The sequence below is a fragment of the Haladaptatus sp. AB618 genome, assembly GCF_024136965.1.
Taxonomy (GTDB): domain Archaea; phylum Halobacteriota; class Halobacteria; order Halobacteriales; family Haladaptataceae; genus Haladaptatus.
Map to the genome: position 1 here is coordinate 16,149 of NZ_JAMYJX010000016.1, position 17,085 is coordinate 33,233.

General features: G+C 54.5%; 12 protein-coding genes and 1 pseudogene. 6 read left to right on the forward strand and 7 right to left on the reverse strand.

Annotated features, from left to right (window positions below; translation table 11 throughout):
- Window positions 1-4: 4 nt before the first annotated feature.
- Window positions 5-436: a hypothetical protein gene (locus tag NKF26_RS23555; RefSeq protein WP_253235006.1), complete on the reverse strand. Its 432-nt coding sequence runs from the start codon at window positions 434-436 to the stop codon at window positions 5-7.
- Between the two features lie 543 nt (window positions 437-979).
- Between NKF26_RS23555 and NKF26_RS23560 the strand changes: the two genes are divergently transcribed.
- On the forward strand, window positions 980-1,264 hold the full coding sequence (locus tag NKF26_RS23560) for a hypothetical protein (RefSeq protein ID WP_253235007.1): 285 nt from the start codon (window positions 980-982) through the stop codon (window positions 1,262-1,264).
- Between the two features lie 345 nt (window positions 1,265-1,609).
- On the forward strand, window positions 1,610-2,749 hold the full coding sequence (locus tag NKF26_RS23565; RefSeq protein WP_253235008.1) for a DUF1214 domain-containing protein: 1,140 nt from the start codon (window positions 1,610-1,612) through the stop codon (window positions 2,747-2,749).
- A 200-nt stretch (window positions 2,750-2,949) separates the two neighbouring features.
- Here NKF26_RS23565 and NKF26_RS23570 read toward each other — a convergent pair whose 3' ends face one another.
- The 4 genes from NKF26_RS23570 to NKF26_RS23585 form a co-directional block, all read right to left on the reverse strand.
- On the reverse strand, window positions 2,950-3,897 hold the full coding sequence (locus tag NKF26_RS23570; RefSeq protein ID WP_253227463.1) for a zinc-binding dehydrogenase: 948 nt from the start codon (window positions 3,895-3,897) through the stop codon (window positions 2,950-2,952).
- A 614-nt stretch (window positions 3,898-4,511) separates the two neighbouring features.
- On the reverse strand, window positions 4,512-5,549 hold the full coding sequence (locus NKF26_RS23575; RefSeq protein ID WP_253227464.1) for an NAD(P)/FAD-dependent oxidoreductase: 1,038 nt from the start codon (window positions 5,547-5,549) through the stop codon (window positions 4,512-4,514).
- Window positions 5,550-5,906: a thioredoxin gene (gene trxA, locus NKF26_RS23580; RefSeq protein WP_253227465.1), complete on the reverse strand. Its 357-nt coding sequence runs from the start codon at window positions 5,904-5,906 to the stop codon at window positions 5,550-5,552.
- A gap of 1,021 nt (window positions 5,907-6,927) precedes the next feature.
- Entirely contained in the window at window positions 6,928-7,536 is a 609-nt protein-coding gene (locus NKF26_RS23585) for a thermonuclease family protein (RefSeq protein ID WP_253227466.1), read from the reverse strand.
- A gap of 928 nt (window positions 7,537-8,464) precedes the next feature.
- On the opposite strand from NKF26_RS23585, the gene NKF26_RS23590 reads away from it, so the two are divergent.
- The 3 genes from NKF26_RS23590 (at window position 8,465) to NKF26_RS23600 (ending at window position 13,988) form a co-directional block, all read left to right on the forward strand.
- A complete protein-coding gene (locus tag NKF26_RS23590; RefSeq protein WP_253235009.1) occupies window positions 8,465-10,489 on the forward strand; it encodes a hydantoinase/oxoprolinase family protein in 2,025 nt (674 codons plus the stop codon).
- A gap of 2 nt (window positions 10,490-10,491) precedes the next feature.
- The gene (locus tag NKF26_RS23595; RefSeq protein WP_256487825.1) at window positions 10,492-12,462 is read left to right on the forward strand and encodes a hydantoinase B/oxoprolinase family protein; all 1,971 of its coding nucleotides are present in this window, start codon (window positions 10,492-10,494) and stop codon (window positions 12,460-12,462) included.
- A gap of 371 nt (window positions 12,463-12,833) precedes the next feature.
- On the forward strand, window positions 12,834-13,988 hold the full coding sequence (locus NKF26_RS23600) for an FAD-binding oxidoreductase (protein ID WP_253235011.1): 1,155 nt from the start codon (window positions 12,834-12,836) through the stop codon (window positions 13,986-13,988).
- A gap of 223 nt (window positions 13,989-14,211) precedes the next feature.
- Here the strand turns inward: NKF26_RS23600 and NKF26_RS23605 are convergent, their stop codons facing one another.
- Entirely contained in the window at window positions 14,212-15,429 is a 1,218-nt protein-coding gene (locus tag NKF26_RS23605) for a mandelate racemase/muconate lactonizing enzyme family protein (protein WP_253227470.1), read from the reverse strand.
- A gap of 74 nt (window positions 15,430-15,503) precedes the next feature.
- A pseudogene (locus NKF26_RS24560) lies at window positions 15,504-15,632 on the reverse strand (mandelate racemase/muconate lactonizing enzyme family protein); the annotation flags it as partial.
- 95 nt (window positions 15,633-15,727) lie between these two features.
- Between NKF26_RS24560 and NKF26_RS23615 the strand changes: the two are divergent.
- Complete coding sequence (locus NKF26_RS23615) at window positions 15,728-17,023, forward strand: DUF362 domain-containing protein (RefSeq protein WP_253227472.1); 1,296 nt, start codon at window positions 15,728-15,730, stop codon at window positions 17,021-17,023.
- Window positions 17,024-17,085 lie beyond the last annotated feature (62 nt).

Consider the following 17,085-nt stretch of genomic DNA (forward strand, 5'->3'; position numbering starts at 1 on the left):
CGCGCTATTGTTTGACCTTGCCCTTCATCGTCGTTGGATGGTATTTACAGCGGTATCGCTTCATTTCCGCCGTTGCGGTGAATGTGACCGATTTCGTCTCCCCTTGTTCTTCACCATCTTCTGTCTGTTCGAGGATCTTCCCATTGGTATCGAGAATCTGGAGCCGATGTTCGACTCCATCGAGATCGGTCCACGAAATCTTGTACGTTGTTCCCGGCTTGAGCGTTAGTGTGGGATTCTTCTCGCCGTGTATCGAACCAGGTGACTGTCCAACCCACCCGGAGACCTGCCCACCGAGGCGAATCTCCGTTTGCTTCTGTGCACTTGTTAGCCCTACTGTGCCGAGTCCAGCACTTACCCCACCAATAACCTTTAGGAACGTTCGCCGGGAACGTCGCATCGGGCCGCTATCGAGCTGTGTATACGGTTTTCTCATTAGTATTCCCCGACCTGCTGACGTCGCCTCCTTGCATAAACAGCGTGTATTGTTCAACTGATCTGCCACGCTAAGTGATTGTTAGCTTGGGTTAACCGAAGTTACCACTGCAATATAGCTAGTCAAACCGATTGGAGACTGAGTGGTATAACGGCTGTTACCGGCTCTTCTTTTTGCCACGTTCAGATCAGATCCAGAAGTGGGTTCTCAATAAAGTTCGAATACTCATACTGTCTGGATCGTACGGTATGATTAGAATGACACACTGGATGAGCGAATATAGTCAATACATACCGAAATTTCGATTACTCCCAAAACGGATGAGAACCGTTCAGTGGGTTGGCCTCGACCTAGTGATCCATATGTTGGACGCCCTCGTATATCGACGAGGCGCAGAAAGCGTTGATTCGAGCTGTCGATGTACGTGAGCCGGAGGTGGTTTGTGAGGAACTGCGGTCGTGGGTGGATCGGCTTGAGCGTGGGGCGGTTGATTCGACTGAGTTAGTGATCACGAACCGAGTATCGAAGAAGCGGGAGGACTACATGCAATCAACGCGGAGTGTGGCAGCACTGGAGCGGGCGGCTGATTTGGGGTTGGCGCGGTCGCCTGGGCAAAGTGTGTCGTATGTTGTGGTGGACGATTCGAAAAAATCGCGTGAGCGGGTGCTGTTGGCGAGTGAGGAGTTGAACGAGTATGATATCGGTTTTTATCGGGAGTTGTTGGTTCGTGCAGCAGCGAGTGTATTGTCACCGCTTGGGTGGCGTGAGAAACGCATTGAGCAATTCCTTTCGAGTCATGACGAACTCAGTCTCACATCGTTTCTCTGACGACCACAGGGTAGAGGCTGGATCAAGTTGCACACCGTCTCTTCTAACGAACCACAAATCACGGCTTCGCTGGAAACTCTCCATCGATAACCGATTTCGGCGGTCGTGCTGATCGCAGAACACGAATCAAGCCACGAGCGGACACAAGAAATGGGTAGGTCGTTCAGTACACAGAAAACAGATTTCATACCAATACTGAACAGGTGGCTAACCAGTTCTCACGCCATTATTGCTGGAATTTATGTTATCTTGGAGACAGGACTTTGTAGGAGTCTATCGTATGGAGTGCGAGTCGGATGGGGAAATGGTGTTGGACATCACTCGAGAGAAGGGAGGACATGAGCCATGGACAAAGACACACACGACAATACGACTGAAACGGAATTCAAACCGCTGCAGGCGACCCGCCGAAGTGCGCTTCAAGGAGCAGGGCTCGCCGGCTTACTCGCAGTGGGCGTCGGTAGTGCCAGTGCTAACCAAGACACGCCGAGTCAGACTACTGAGCAGGCCCAGCAACAGACGACGGACAATGCCAATGCAGTCCCGGTGACGTGGGCGAACTACCCACGCGCCAACTGTCATGCGTCATTCCAGGCAACCGTCGACAAGGGCGGGTTCGGACAGCTCCTTAATATCAGGAATATCGCCCCTATCGGGGAGCAGTTGGACGTCGAGACAAATCGTGACACGCTTTACTCATATGGGGTCTTTGATCTGACCGAGCCAGTTACCATCACGCTCCCAGACACTGGTGACCGCTACCAGTCAATGAATGTCCAGAATGAGTGCCAATATGGGAAGATGTGCGTCACTGACCCTGGCTCGTACACGATTACACAAGAGCTCACAGAGACTCGGTATGCCGGCGTCGCGATCCGAACGTTTGTTGACCCTAACGACCCGGACGATGTAAAGCAAGTCCAAAAACTCCAGGATGAGATCGGCGTCGAACAAGCATCGGCTGGGTCGTTCGAGATTCCCAACTGGGATCCACAATCATTCAAACAACTCGACGACGCGCTCACGACTGTCTTTACCACGCTCGAGAACTTCTCGGGCGCGTATGGTGATGTTGGCAAGGTCGACCCGGTGAAATTTTTTGTCGCCAGTCCGTCGGGGTGGACCGGCGTCCCGCAGCCGTCGGAGGCGCTCTTCCTCCAACGGATTCCCACCCAGAATGACGGCACAATGCCATACGAACTCACCGTCGGCGAAGATGTTCCCGTCGACGCGTTCTGGTCGGTTAGCGTCTACAACCGCGACCTGTACTTCGAGGAGAACGAGTACGACGCGTACACGATTAACAATCTGACCGCCGAGCGGAACGCTGACGGCAGTGTCACGATTCATTTCGGTGGTGATCCCGACCAGCCGAATTTCATCTACACGCCAGACGGATGGCACTATATCGTCCGGCTTTACCAACCCCGCACGCCAATCATCAACGGGAGCTATCAGTTCCCCGAAGCAGAGCCAGTTAAATGACACGCGCGGGCGGAGAGCATGCCATTCAGGACCAAATCGCTGCGATGTTGAATTTCGACTGTTTTCTCACCTCGTACTACCGGTTGTGCTGAACTTATCCTCTATATCTATCACTCCCTTCTAACAAACGACTGAAAGACGACACTAAATTTCGTTCTCCTCCTGCATGGGTGTCAGTGCAAAAGTCGCTTCAGTGATTTTCAGTCACCGGCGATATCCAATACAACCTTGCCAGTGAGTCCGCTTCCTTCGACCATCTCGTGTGCCTTCGCCACCTCCTCCAAGGGAAGAACTGAATCGATAACTGGTTCGAGCTGACCACGCTCAGCGAGCCGTCGTAATCCCTCGAGTGGCCGTCGACTACGCTCAAGGAACAGCATCTCAATTGAGAGGTTCTTCTGGTATGCATTCCCCCATTCACCCTCCGGTTCGAGAATGGTAACCAGTTGACCATGCGGCTTCGTAATGCCGGTGCTTTCGACCAGCGTATCACCCCCGACAGTGTCGAAGACGAGATCAACATGTTCATCGAACTCTGACTCAATTACGTCGGTAAATTCCTCGGATTTGTAGTCGATTGCGCGAGCCGCACCGAGATTTTCGGTCTGTTCAACCATCTCAGGGCTCGCTGTTGCGATGACCTGTGCTCCGGCAGCGTGCGCGATCTGTACTGCGTGGGCACCGACACCGCCGGTGCCGTGGATCAGTGCTGTCTCACCAGCCGCCACATTGCCCCGCGTGATGATTGCCTCCCATGCGGTTCCACCAGCGAGCGGGAGCGCCGCTGCTTCGGTGTGGGAAAGATTTGTAGGCTTCTGAGCGACGATTGACTCATCAGCGACGTGGTATTCGGCGTAACTCCCCTGGTTGCCGAAGATCTCCGGTGTGTAGAACACTTCGTCACCAGGTTCGAAGTCCATGACAGCTTCGCCCACAGCTTCGACAACCCCGGAGACATCGTACCCAATGACTGTTGGCGGGGAAATACCAGCCCATGATCCAGCTTGGCGAATCTTGTAGTCGACAGGATTGACTGACGACGCATGCACCCGAACCAAGACTTCGGTCGGTCCAGGAGATGGCTTTTCGACATCGCGGTCTTCGAATACGTCGGTACCACCGAAGTCTGTGATAACCATTGCGTCCATACCCAACAGTACCACCGCTACTGGAGTATAGATTGTGTCCACTGGGCTGGTACTGGGAAGCCCGAATTAAGTCGCAGGTTGTTTGGCGGGGAGGCGAACCGCAATAAATTGCATCAATCAGAAGTAGCTAATATTTCAATCAACAGTCGATGATAACGCGCTTGGACGAGTCATGTCTGTCCGAACAGAACCAGCACTGGTCTACCTGAATAGATTGGAAAGACCATGAGTACGAAACGCCTACGAAACTTGAAGCTGACGAGACGGCACAGAAACGCGCACAGGCCGAGCAATTCGCCTTCGACGTCGATGCCCCCGGAATAGTTGCTCTGATTTATCACAAAGTAAGCTGCGTACTACTATTCACTGATTTCCTCTATTCTTCTGGAATCCACCAGATAACCACCCGCGGACTCAATTTCCGCTGTTCCATCTCAACCGTATCCGTGACCCACCGAGCGATCACTGCCGGGAAATTTGACTCGTGTATCGCGGTCAGGATATCGTCGTCAGTTGTTTCCTCTGCAAATTGTCCACTAGTATCGCGTTCTCTCGTTTTTACGGGCGGTCAGGTGTATATAATGATTCTGACATTCCTTATCCGGCCGTTCCGATCAGTCTCCTGCCTCAGTTGAGATCAGTTCGATGCCGTCGGCCGGCACCGCGGCGGTCGATTCGAACCACTCCTCTACGTCGAGAGCAGCCATGCTGCCCATGCCGGCGGCCGTGACCGCTTGCTGGTAGTCGCGATCCATCACGTCACCCGCTGCGAAGACCCCGTCGGCAGCCGTTGCCGTCGTCGCCCACGCCTCGTCGTCAGCTGTCCGGACGTAACCATCCTCGTCGAGCTCAACCGGCGTGTCCCGCAGGAAATCGGTGTTCGGCTCGTGGCCGATGGCGTAGAACACGCCGCCGACGTCGACCTCCTCGATTTCGACATTCTCATCAGCCTCGTATTTCTCTCGGGGGTACCCGTCAGGATGGGAGACAAGCGTCACGCCGGTTACGCCTTCGTCACGCGAGCCGTCGATGGCCACGAGTTCCGTGTTCCAAGCAAACTCGACGGCCTCGTGGTTGCGGGCGCGCTCGACCATGATCTCCGAGGCCCGGAACTCGTCGCGGCGGTGAACGACCGTCACGGAGTCAGCGAACTTCGCGAGGAAAAGCGCCTCCTCCATCGCGCTGTCGCCCCCACCGACGACGAGCACGTCATCGCCGCGGTGAAACGCCCCGTCGCAGGTAGCACAGGTTGAAAGTCCGTAGCCCATCAACTCGTCCTCGCCGTCGGCGCCGACCCAACGAGCACTTGCGCCGGTCGCGACGATCAGTGCGCGCGTCCGGAGCGTCTCGCCGGTCGATAGCGACAGCTCGAGCGGTCGCCCGTCTAGGTCGGCGGATTCGATGCTACCGTGTTGAAACTCGGCGCCGAACTGCTCGGCCTGCCCTTTCCCGCGCTGGATCAGCTCCATCCCGCCGACACCGTCGGGGAATCCGAGGTAGTTTTCGACGTCGGTTGTTAGCGTGAGCTGGCCACCTGGTTCGTCACCCTCGAGCACGAGTGGGTCTAGGTCGGCGCGCGCGGCATAGACGGCCGCCGAAAGGCCGGCGACTCCCGATCCCGCGATCACGAGTTCGACTGTGTCGCCGCTCATCTACTCGGTATACCCCTCGATCAGCCCGCGCAGTTGGTCCTCGCCTCGGACCCCGACCACTTCCTCGACCTGGTCGCCGTCGGCGAACAGGACCAACGTCGGGACGCCCCGGACGCCGTACGCGCCGGCTAGTTGCTGGTTGGTATCGACGTCGACCTTCGCAACGACGGCCTCTGTCTCAGCAGCGATTGTTTCGACGACCGGCTCGAGCATCTGGCATGGCCCACACCAGTCGGCGTAGAAGTCCGTGAGCACGACATCATTGTCTGCGACAGTAGTCTCGAGATCTACCTGGCCGTCGATGTGAATCGGTTCGGTAGGCACCTTTGAACCTGCTTCAGTAGTCTCAGTTGTCATCACGCTCTAGTAGTGGCTACAGTAGTTTATAGTTTTGGGGATAGTATACAATACCGTCTGTTCGACCATTTTCGCGGGTTTCTCCTCGAACATGGCCCAGACGTCGATGTCAAGAAGATGCTGAACCTCTCACCCCCGAGAGCGTATATCGTTTGTTCGACCACGTCGTCGAATGCGCCGTCCTTCTGCTATTTCATCGTATATTCCCATAGGATAATAGCTTGTTATCGTTGCCGTGGCGTCGCCGCCAACTACGATGAACGTATCTTCCATGGGAATTGATAGAGCCGACCCGCATCAAAGTATTGCTTATGTCTCGCAAGATTGTGGGATAAGAGAAGGTTGATCGTACTTTCTGAAGCAGTGGGATTGCCTGCTAAGTTAGATAAGAACGATAACGATTGGGTCACAATCGGCTTGCGAAGACAAGCTTCCCATCATCAGTCTGGCTAAGCAATTCAGGGGCCCCTGCTCGTTGGGGGTAGTCTGTTGCAAACTCCTCCCAGACGTGTTCATGCTCGGCAGTATAGTACGCCCACGGATCGTCAACATCGGGCGGATACGTCTCGAACGGGATGATAACATCGCTTTTCCTGCGGACGCCAGTAGCGCCTAAAGATTGAAGAAACGAAAAGAGGGCTGCTTTCTGTCGAACCGTGAGAATCCGCTTTGAGTCACGAATGTACTCGTTTGCCCACGTTGCCCAGTCGTCTCCATGGTTCGTTTGGGGAACGTCCGAAAACGTCTGAAACGTCCGAGTGTACAATTCGAAAAATGCGATCGGTCTTTCAATCGAATCGTCCGAATTCTCTCGTCATCTCGCTTCGTGACGAACACTATCCCAGGAATGGTGATCTGTTATAACCCTCCTTGAAAAGGTATGTTATATCTGCATACCGAATCTGTATTCTGTATCCGTATACAATATACGAACAACCATATCCTCATGGCTGAAAACAACCTCAGATATATCTACTCTAACCCAATTTGGACGAGTAAGTGTTTGTCAACTTCCCGTCGATCAAATCGACTCACAGGCAATTCCGTCATCGTCAGCATCGAGCCGATACGGATCACTCGGATCTTGATCGAGGACGGCTTGTGCCTGCTCATGTGAGTCGAAATCACTGCAATCGTAATCTCCATCTGCTGGCGGTGGCGGAACGTTGACTCCGCTCGCACTTGCCGGTGTTCCAACCGTCGACGTCGGCGTTACAGTAGCTCCTTCAAATTTCCAGACTCCAACGTGGTTGCGTTGCGCTCGGGCTTCAGCACGCTCGAACGCACCCCTTTTCGAGAACGAACTGTCATACAACCGTGCGTAGCCATCCGTCAACAGCTGTCGATTGAAGTTCGTACCATCCACGTAGACATAAACCAAGAGTCGGCCGAAACTCCCTCGACGATCTGCCTGAGGATCCGTTTCGATGCGAACTGTCTTCCCGTCTAATTTATTAGTCGCAAATTGACTCGCACGCTCGCCCCACTCATAGAGGTGATCTCTACCAGCCGTCGAATCCGGAATTCCTTCGAATTTAGATGGGTTTACTCGACTAAGGGTCGTCTCGGGTGTATCAACTCCCAAAAGGCGTATCGTATCCGTTTCACCGTTCGGGAACTGGACCTCCATCGTATCTCCATCGATTACTCTCGTGACAGAAACTGTCCACTTGGTTCCGCTCGCTGGCCCATGGGCGGATCGCGTACGAGCAGGTCGTGGTGATGATTGAGCGGCAGTCGTTGTCATCACACTCGATGTTGTGGCTATCGTTTGAGTGTTCGTCATCTGCTCCGTTGCTGTCGTTACCTGTGTTGTTGCTGGCGATGTCGTGGTTGTTTCCATTGACGTTGTTGCAACCCCCTGGTCACTCATCTTCCCTTGTTGTGGTCCCGTTGATTCGGCTTCTGGGAGCATAGCACCTGAAACGATTACCCCACTGAGCACGATGCCGATCACAACGAGAGTGGAAAACTCTCGCCCTGTGAACGAGCTGACTTTCCATCGAACGGGCGGGATTGCAAACAGTCCGACGGCAATCATGAGAATTCCACTACTAACCGATCGGAGTACATCCGACTCAGGAACGAGAGTCAAGCCTAGTCCACTGAGAATGAATAGAATTCCAAACGTCCAGGGGATCACTGTGAGGTACCGTTTCCAGCGTCTCCTTTGACTGCCACTCATAGCTGGTAGCTACACTAGTTAGATACTAAACATAATAAACTAGATGGGTGGTCATCTCTCCCCTGAAATACCCGAAAAGCTCGTAATCGCTACTAAGGTACCCATTGTTGCTTGTTCTCTGAGATCCACCAGATAACCACCCGTGGACTCAATTACCCACGTTCTAGCTCACCAAGCCGCTGATGCACTACCCGCCTCATTGAAACCGTATCTACGCCCCACCGAGCGGTGACAGTAGGAGACGTTGCTAGTACATCAAGAATATCGCTGCCGTGTCATTCGACAACATGGGACTTATTATATTGCACCTTTTGTAATGTACAAACAACAAAATTCTAAGTATAGATGAGTCGTAATTATTCCCGATGAATCAATGATACGATCTGGAGTAGATATCGGTGGTACGTTCACAGACGTTATCATCTTTAACGACGAGACTGGAGAGATTGAAATAGCGAAAACCCCATCAACACCTGCAAATCCAGCAGAGGGAGTCATAGATGGCTTGACAAAGGTTGAAACAGGTATTGGAGAATTGGAATTTTTCTCCCATGGTTCAACGGTCGGTACCAATGCTCTCATCGAACGTGAACTCCCTCGAATCGGGTTGATCACGACTGAAGGTTTTCGTGACGTGCACGAGATTCGTGATGCGACGAAGGACGAACTGTGGGATGCGTATAAGGACGTTGCTGATCCATATGTTCAGCGACGCGATCGGCTCGAGGTTTCCGAACGGATTGATACAGACGGAAACGTCGTTACTCCACTTGATGAAGAGACAGTTCGCGAAGTAACTCGTATCTTCAAGAAACGTGGTATCGACACTATCGCTGTATCGTTGATCAACGCCTACGTCAACGGTGAACACGAAAAACGGGTCGCTGAGATCGTCGAACAGGAATATCCCAGCGCGTTCGTCTGTACCTCCCATGAAATCCTTCCGGAGATGTTCGAACACGAACGAACCAGCACAACAATCATCAATGCAGCGTTGGTTCCGGTCGTCCGTGAGTACTTGATCGATCTCTCGAAGAAACTCAGCGAGCGAGATTACAACGGTGACGTTCTTGCTATGCACTCTGGCGGAGGGGTAATGACAACAGAGGCGATCGCCTACTATGCTGCACGTATCGCCAATTCAGGGCCGACTGCAGGCGCGATTGCGAGTCAGTACATTGCCGAACAATGTGGTTTCGAGAACGCAATCGGCTTCGACATGGGTGGAACCAGCGCTGACGTCTCGCTCACTTTTCAGGGCAATATCGAGATGACCGATGAATGGTCTGTCGAATATGGTTATCCGATCATGTTCCCGTCGACAGATATCGAAACTATCGGCGCTGGTGGTGGCTCGATCGCCTGGATTGACGATGGTGGTTCCTTACGCGTGGGACCGAAGAGCCAAGGGGCAGATCCCGGCCCTGCATGCTATCTCCGAGGTGGGGATAAGCCCACTACGACCGATGCCAACGTCGTTCTGGGTTGGGTCAATCCAGACAAATTCCTTGGTGGAGATATGGATGCCACTGCTGATCCGGCTCGTGAGGTAATCGAACGTGACATCGCCGAACCGCTAGGGCTGGATCTCATCGAAGCTGCCTCCTCTATTGAGCAAATCGCTGTCGCCAATATGTGTAACGCCGTTCGTCTGGTTTCAACGAGCAAGGGATACGATCCTCGTGATTTCGCCTTGGTTGCCTTCGGCGGTGCTGGTCCAATGCATGCCGCCCACGTTGCGAAGGAAATGAGCATTCCGAAGGTCATTGTGCCTCCCTATCCGGGAATTAACTCAGCACTCGGCTGTCTGCTAGTCGATGTTGAACACGACCTCTCACAAACGTTCATCGCCAACGCGTCAGGGGGCGTCGTAGATGATATTGAGGATACCTTTGCAGAGATGGAGAGCGAGATTCACGGGCGTCTTGCAAAGGAAGGTATCGACGATGAGCAAATGCGAATGGAATACGAGGTAAAGATGCGGTATGTCGGTCAGTGGCGTTCGTTGGAAGTGACCTGCTCACGACCAATCGATAGCATCGAATCAATCAGAGAACGGTTCCATCGCCAGCACGAACAGACCTACGCCTACTCCGATGAAGATCAACCCGTCGAGATATATGGCCTCCACGTCACTGGCAAAGGTGTCGTCGAGAAACCTTCGTTCCCAGAAATCGATCGAGGTGATTCTACTAATGCCCTTCAGAACACTCGTGAAGCGCACTTCACAGAAATCGGAGAATATGTAGATACGGCCGTCTATGACCGCACAGCGCTTGGTTCAGGTGCTACCTTCGATGGACCCGCGATTGTCGAACAGATGGACTCGACCGTCGTGATTCCACCTCAGATGACAGCCGAAGTCGACGAAACTGGAAACATCATCATTACCGTCTAACCATGTCCGATACACAACCACAACAGGATATAGACCTCGATCCAGTTACGTTCGAGGTACTCCGTAGCTCGTTCACGAACCTCGTTGACCGAATGGCCGAACAAATACAGCGAACCTGCTATTCGTTCGTCATTTACAACCGCGACTTCAGCAATTGCTTGAACGATGCAGAGGGCAATACAGTGATGCAAGGCTCACAAGACATCGCTGTTCACGTTGGTACCCTTCATTACACCTGCAAGGAAACCCTCGAGTACTTCGAGGGGGACATCAATCCCGGCGACGTCTACATTGTCAACGATCCGTATCTCGGTGGAACCCATATCAATGACGTCCGCATTATGCGCCCCGTGTTCCACGACGGTGAACTCATCGCCGTTACCCAATCGAATGGTCACTGGGCTGACGTTGGTGGGCCGGCTCCCGGTTCGTTCAACATTAGTGCAAACGACCATTTTGCTGAAGGGCTGCGCATTCCACCATTGAAAATTTGGGACCGTGGAGAATTCCGAGACGATGTCGCGAACCTCCTCACGACCAATATGCGTCTTTCAGAGGATCGAATGGGCGATATGCGGGCACAAGCCGAAGCGACACGAATCGCTGAAGAACGCCTCCTCGAACTTGTTGAGAAGTATGGTGTCGATACGGTGATGACTGCATTTGATGAGTCGAAAGACTACGTTGAGCGCATGATGCGCAAGCAGATTGATGACTTACCCGATGGCACTTGGCACACTCAAGACTACATCGATGCTGACCCCAACAAAGGAGAGGGATTCGTCACTGTTGACGTCAAAATGACTATCGACGGAGACGAAGTCCATTACGATCTTTCGGGGTCGGACGAATACATTGGTAACTTCCTGAATTCGACGTTTGGAACCTCCTTTTCGGCAGTCATCGCTGGAACGAAGATGTTTTTCCCAGACGTGCCACTGAACTCGGGAATGTATCGAGTCGTCAGTGCTGAACTCCCGGAAGGAACAGTGGTAAATGCACCAGAGCCAGTTCCCGTCACAGGATCAGTCGCTGGTGCTTATGAGAAAGTAATGAATGCCATCTTCGAGTTGTGGTCAGAGGTCTTGCCTGAGCGAGCAATGGCTTGTGCATTCAACCTCGAGTATCTCCTTGCAGGTGGGCAAGATCAACGGCCGGGTCGAGACGGTAAAGAGTTCGCTTGGTACGATTGGATGGCCGGTGGGTGGGGAGGTCGTGATGGTAAAGACGGCGCTACTGCTACAGCGCCAGTGTTTGGTGCTGGCCTTGCCGTCCAATCTTTGGAGGGTCAAGAGCGCGACACACCGCTTTTGACGAGTGAACATTCCATTGTAACTGATTCTGCTGGGCCAGGGGAGTACCGCGGTGGGTTCGGTGTTCGAAAAGGTGGCGATATCTTAGAATGTGAAAATAGTGTTATATCGTACTGCTCGGATCGTGCCCGGTCTATCACCTGGGGAATCAACGGTGGTCTTCCAGGAATCCCTCACGGTGTTACTCTCACAAAAGATGGGGAGTCCGAGGAGATGGGTACGGTCTTCTCTAGTGTTCCCATCGAAGAAGGCAACGAATTTGTCCGTCCCTCCTCAGGGGGTGGTGGATTTGGCGACCCCCTCGACCGAAACCCCCAGGATGTGTTGGTAGACGTCGAGGATGACTACGTGTCAGTCGAGCGTGCAGCCAAGGACTATGGTGTCGTCATTGAGGAGATAGACCCTGATTTGTGTGAATACGAAGTCGACCAAGAAGCAACGGAACAAAAGCGCGATTATATCCGCGAAAATCGGAGAGAGTGGTTAGGCGAGGACCCCGAGATAGTTGCTAAGCGCTACAATGAGGGAGAACTTGATACGCTAGATCTTATCCGACGCTACGGCGTCATCCTCGATTGGTCCAGCGGTGAACTGCTAGAGCAAACGACTGAGGATTTCCGAGAGATGCTTAGTGAACGCGCTGTTAGCGAGTGGTCGTAGCTTCCAGCCTGCGGCTCACCTACTGTTCTATAGAATTAGTGTCACGGCTCGATTCTCTTTATAAATCCAACCCGGCTCAATAGACACAGAGAAAATCAGATCACTCGAGGTGCCGGGAGTGTTTTTCAAAAATAATATGAAAAATTGAGAACAGTATCGAGTATTGGATGACTATGGTCTTCAATCCGGTGCGTTAGTCACGAATGCCGCTGTCGAGTCGCACGATGACTACGCTGCAGCAATCGAAATGAGTGTACTCCACTTATTGGACGATTCCTGTGTGCCAAAGACTTAAAGCTTGTATCTAAGAGATCTCTACTGAGTGACCCGTAGCGTTTTGTGCCACCTCTTCGAGTGTCTGAATAGTATCCATGCCGACTACCAACGATCGCGTCGTCGTGGTCGGAGCTGGTGTCTCGGGGCTTGCTATCGCCCGAGAACTCGCACCGGACCATGACGTTATCGTCCTCGATAAAAGCGGTATCGCAGCAGACACATCCTCTCGAGCGTCCGGGATGATTTCGCTTTCGCTTGAACCGTTTCCCGATGAATGGGCAACGTTCGCCTTGTCACAATTTCGCGACTTGGACGGTCAAGGCGTCTTCTCGTTCACAGAACGCGAGACGGTTCGTCTCGTTCCTGGGGCGAACGCCGACCTATACACCGACCAAGCACCTAGTGGTGGGGAGTTTCTCACCCGAGATGCACTGGAGCGCAGATTCCCAGAATCGTTCGGTGACCTCTCTGCGTATGGAGGTGGTCTTCTCTATGATGGTACCGGTTACCTCAACGCACTCAACTATGCAATGACGTTGAAGTGGGCCGCAGAACAGAACGGAGCGGGCATCTTCCGCGACCACGAAGTCACGGATATTCGAGTCGTAGACGGCACGGTGACTGGTGTTGAGACAGAGTACGGCATTATCGACGCTGACCATGTCATCTACGCAACTGGATGGAAGACGCGTGACCTCCTCGCTGATCATGTCGAACTCCCAGTGAGACCGCTCCGGTGGAACGCGGTCGTCATCGAACCGGACAACCCACTTCCGGACGACTGTCCTATGGGTTCTGAACCGACGATGCGGATATACTGGCGGACGACCAATCACGGTAACGTTCTCGTTGGCGGAAACGAACACCTCCTTGACGACCCGGAAGGCACACCGATGGGCGTTCAAGAATCGTTCCGTAAAGGTGTGGTTGAGGACGTCGCACCGCTACTCAATGGGGTTGCTGGAGGAACAATCCGCCGAGAGGATTGCTGTCCGACTGCGGACTGTGCCTCACCTGACGGACTTCCTATCATTGACACCCCCCGAGAAGCGCCGGACGGGCTTGCGGTCGTGACCGGTCTTCACGGCCGAGGCGTTATGCTTTCGCCTGTAACTGGGCGCGCTGTTCGGTCGCTGGTCACCGGAGAGAAACCACCCTTCCCGATGGCGCAGTTTCGACTCGATCGGTTCGACGACCGATCCGCTAATTTTGACTATCGAAGCCATTGGGGGACAGGGGAAGACGATTGAATGCCGTAGTAAATGTAGGACATCGAACTCAGGAGAACGGTCACCGGTTCAACCGAGTGGATTAAACCGAATGAGTCGAGTCCATTCGCTAATTGCCTCCTCTGTCGATCGCTTACCGAGAGTCCCCTTGTCGATACGTCTAGCAGATAACCAACTGTCTCCGTTATCGAAGGGGAGAGTCATCAGTGAGCTACTGCCCAGCCATTGCTCTCAAATAGTGAAGTTAGAACCCCGTAGAGCCGTCGAGGAGATGATCTTCGACCACATTCTCGTCGAGTTCGATGCCGAGGCCGGGGGCTTCCGGGACCTCGATGTAGCCGTCCTGGATGAGGGGTTCATCGCGGACGAGTAGGTCGTCCCACCACTCCACCTCCAAGGCGTGGTATTCCAAGACATCGAAGTTCGGAGTGGCAGCGCCTAGGTGGACGCACGCCATCGTCCCGACGGGGCTACAAACGTTGTGCGGGGACATCGGAATATAGTTCTCTTCCGCGCGGTCTGCAACCCGCATCGTCTCTGCGAGCCCGCCGACTGTTGTCGGGTCGGGGGTAACGACGTCCACTCCGTGTTCGTAGATGAGGTCGGTGAGTTCGAACACCCGGAAGCGGTTCTCTCCGGTCGCAACCGGGGTACGGGTAGCACGAGTCACTTCAATCTGGGCGTCCATGTTCTCCGGAGGGACAAGGTCTTCGAGCCACATGAGGTCGTACTCTTCCAGTTCGTACGCGAGGCGTTTCGCGCTCTCGACCGAGTAGTCCCAGTGACAGTCGAACGCAAGGTCGATGTCGTAGCCGATCTCGTTGCGGACGGCCTCGACGATCTCGCGTTTCTCCCGGATGGCGGTGTTAGTGAGGCGGCCGTTGTAGGGATCGGGATCGTTATCCGCTGGCAAATCGAGGTCGAACTTCAGCGCGCTGAATCCCATGTCGACGACGCGGCGAGCTTCGTTGGCATACGCCTCCGGCGAGTATGCGTCAGCTCCGGCGTAGGCGGTCGCGCCATCCTCAACGGCGTACGCTTCGCCGGCGTGGCAGTCGCAGTAGATGCGAACCTCATCGCGGTACTTCGACCCGAGGAGTTGGTAGACGGGGAGGTCGAGAAGCTTCCCGGCGACGTCCCAGAGTGCAACCTCGATGCCGGAGGCAGCCGTGACGACCTTTCCAGTGGTGCCCCCATGTCCACTCATCTCCTGGAAGATGTAGCGGACGAGACGCTCGACGTCAAGAGGGTTCTCTCCGATGAGGAATCGTTTGGTATACGAAACGAGTTCGGAGATTCCGCCACCCCGGTAGGACTCGCCGATGCCGGTGACGCCAGCGTCCGTCTCGATCTTGATGAGGTTCCACTCGAAGTTGCCTTCGACGACTGCGGTCGTGATGTCGGTAATCTGTACGTCGCGGGCTTCGCCGCGGTTGGTCGTGTGGTTGGAGAAATCTCTCATGCGTTGAACTCGTGGGGGGTGTCTTCGTAGGGGAAAACATTGTGGGCGGCAAAGTGCGCGATTTTCACGGCATCCTCGCGGCCGTTCGTCGTATGGACGTGGTTGATGGCTTGGTCTCGGTAGCTGAGAGTCCGGTTGGAAAACGACACCGGTGAGTCAAGAGGTATTTCGATCGGGTACGACTCCACGTCGGTGGCTTCCATGCTGAAGCGCTAGTGTCCAAAAATAAAAATAACCGTATATAGGCAACCCTTTCCGGAGAGCGCGGGTTACTGATTCCCGGCGCGATGCGCTACACATGGAGTTCCCCGACCGCACGGATATCGAACGTCTCCTCGACCCGGTGTCGCTTCCCTCATTCGCCCGCGTCCGCTACGACCCCGAAACGGAGGCCGTCAGCGACGTGACGGCGACGACCCAAGACGAACTGGCCGACCTCGACCTTTCGGACCTCGATCGAGAGGCGACCGTCGCGGTTGGCCTTGGGAGTCGCGGTATCCACGCAATTGAAGACGTCGCTGCCGCGACGGTCGAGTTTCTCGACGGTGCCGGGTTCAACCCGGTCATCATTCCTGCGATGGGGAGTCATGGCGGCGCGACCGCGGAAGGGCAACACGAAGTGTTGAGAGCACTCGGCATCACCGAAGAACGAGTAGGTGCACCCGTCGACGCCCGGATGGACGCCGAGCAGGTTGGGGAGGTTACCGTCGGCGGGACGACGACGCCAGTCTACATCTCAACGGCGGCATTGGAGGCTGACGGCGTGCTCGTAGTGAATCGTGTGAAGCCGCACACGAACTTCACAGGCCGCATCGAGAGCGGGCTCTCCAAGATGGCGGTCGTAGGACTCGGGAAGCAACGTGGCGCAAACGCGTTCCACTCCACCGCCATCGCGGAAGGGTACGTGACAACGCTGGAGTCAGTGCTCGACGTCATCCGCGCCAACATGTCGCTCCTCGGCGGAATCGCGCTCGTGGAAAACTTCCACGAAGAGACCTCCCACATCGAATTCATCCCCGTGGACGCGTTCGAGGATCGAGAACCTACGCTCTTGGAGCGGGCGCACGCTGAAATGGCGATGCTCCCCACTGATGACATTGACCTGCTCGTCGTGGACGAAGTCGGGAAAGAAATCTCGGGTGCGGGGATGGATACGAACGTCATCGGACGGTACCGCGTGTTGAATGCCGACGACCCCGTAAATCCCGATATCAGTCTCATCTACGTGCGGGGATTGACGGACCGGACAAAGGGTAACGGGAACGGCATCGGCCTCGCGGATGTCACCCGAACAGCGGCCGTCGACCAACTCGACCTGCGGAAGACGTATGCAAACGCGATGACGAGCGGGTCGCTGGAGAAATCGAAACTCCCCGTGGTGGCACCGGACGACGAACTAGCGTTCCGCGTCGCCTTATCCGCACTTGGCGGCTACGACCCGGCAGACGCGCGTATCATCCGCATCGAGAGTACACAGAACCTCACGGAACTGTACGTCTCAGAGGCGGTGGTAGACGACCTCCCAGCGGGCACGGAAGTCGTAGAGCGCGGTGCGTTCACCTTCCCTGCTGGCGAACTGTCGTTTGACGTCTAGTAACCGAAATCGTGAGGGGATTGCCTCTACGAAAACGTTTTCACTCACACCGACTCGTGAAT

Bases quoted from the DNA above. Each gene is read 5' to 3' on its own strand.
- NKF26_RS23570 (WP_253227463.1), bottom strand. From the start codon at position 3,897: ATGGACGCAATGGTTATCACAGACTTCGGTGGTACCGACGTATTCGAA.
- NKF26_RS23605 (WP_253227470.1), bottom strand. From the start codon at position 15,429: ATGAGAGATTTCTCCAACCACACGACCAACCGCGGCGAAGCCCGCGAC.
- NKF26_RS23565 (WP_253235008.1), top strand. From the start codon at position 1,610: ATGGACAAAGACACACACGACAATACGACTGAAACGGAATTCAAACCG.
- NKF26_RS23615 (WP_253227472.1), top strand. From the start codon at position 15,728: ATGGAGTTCCCCGACCGCACGGATATCGAACGTCTCCTCGACCCGGTG.
- NKF26_RS23560 (WP_253235007.1), top strand. From the start codon at position 980: ATGCAATCAACGCGGAGTGTGGCAGCACTGGAGCGGGCGGCTGATTTG.
- NKF26_RS23595 (WP_256487825.1), top strand. From the start codon at position 10,492: ATGTCCGATACACAACCACAACAGGATATAGACCTCGATCCAGTTACG.
- NKF26_RS23600 (WP_253235011.1), top strand. From the start codon at position 12,834: ATGCCGACTACCAACGATCGCGTCGTCGTGGTCGGAGCTGGTGTCTCG.
- NKF26_RS23575 (WP_253227464.1), bottom strand. From the start codon at position 5,549: ATGAGCGGCGACACAGTCGAACTCGTGATCGCGGGATCGGGAGTCGCC.
- NKF26_RS23555 (WP_253235006.1), bottom strand. From the start codon at position 436: ATGAGAAAACCGTATACACAGCTCGATAGCGGCCCGATGCGACGTTCC.
- NKF26_RS23590 (WP_253235009.1), top strand. From the start codon at position 8,465: ATGATACGATCTGGAGTAGATATCGGTGGTACGTTCACAGACGTTATC.
- NKF26_RS23585 (WP_253227466.1), bottom strand. From the start codon at position 7,536: ATGGAGGTCCAGTTCCCGAACGGTGAAACGGATACGATACGCCTTTTG.
- trxA (WP_253227465.1), bottom strand. From the start codon at position 5,906: ATGACAACTGAGACTACTGAAGCAGGTTCAAAGGTGCCTACCGAACCG.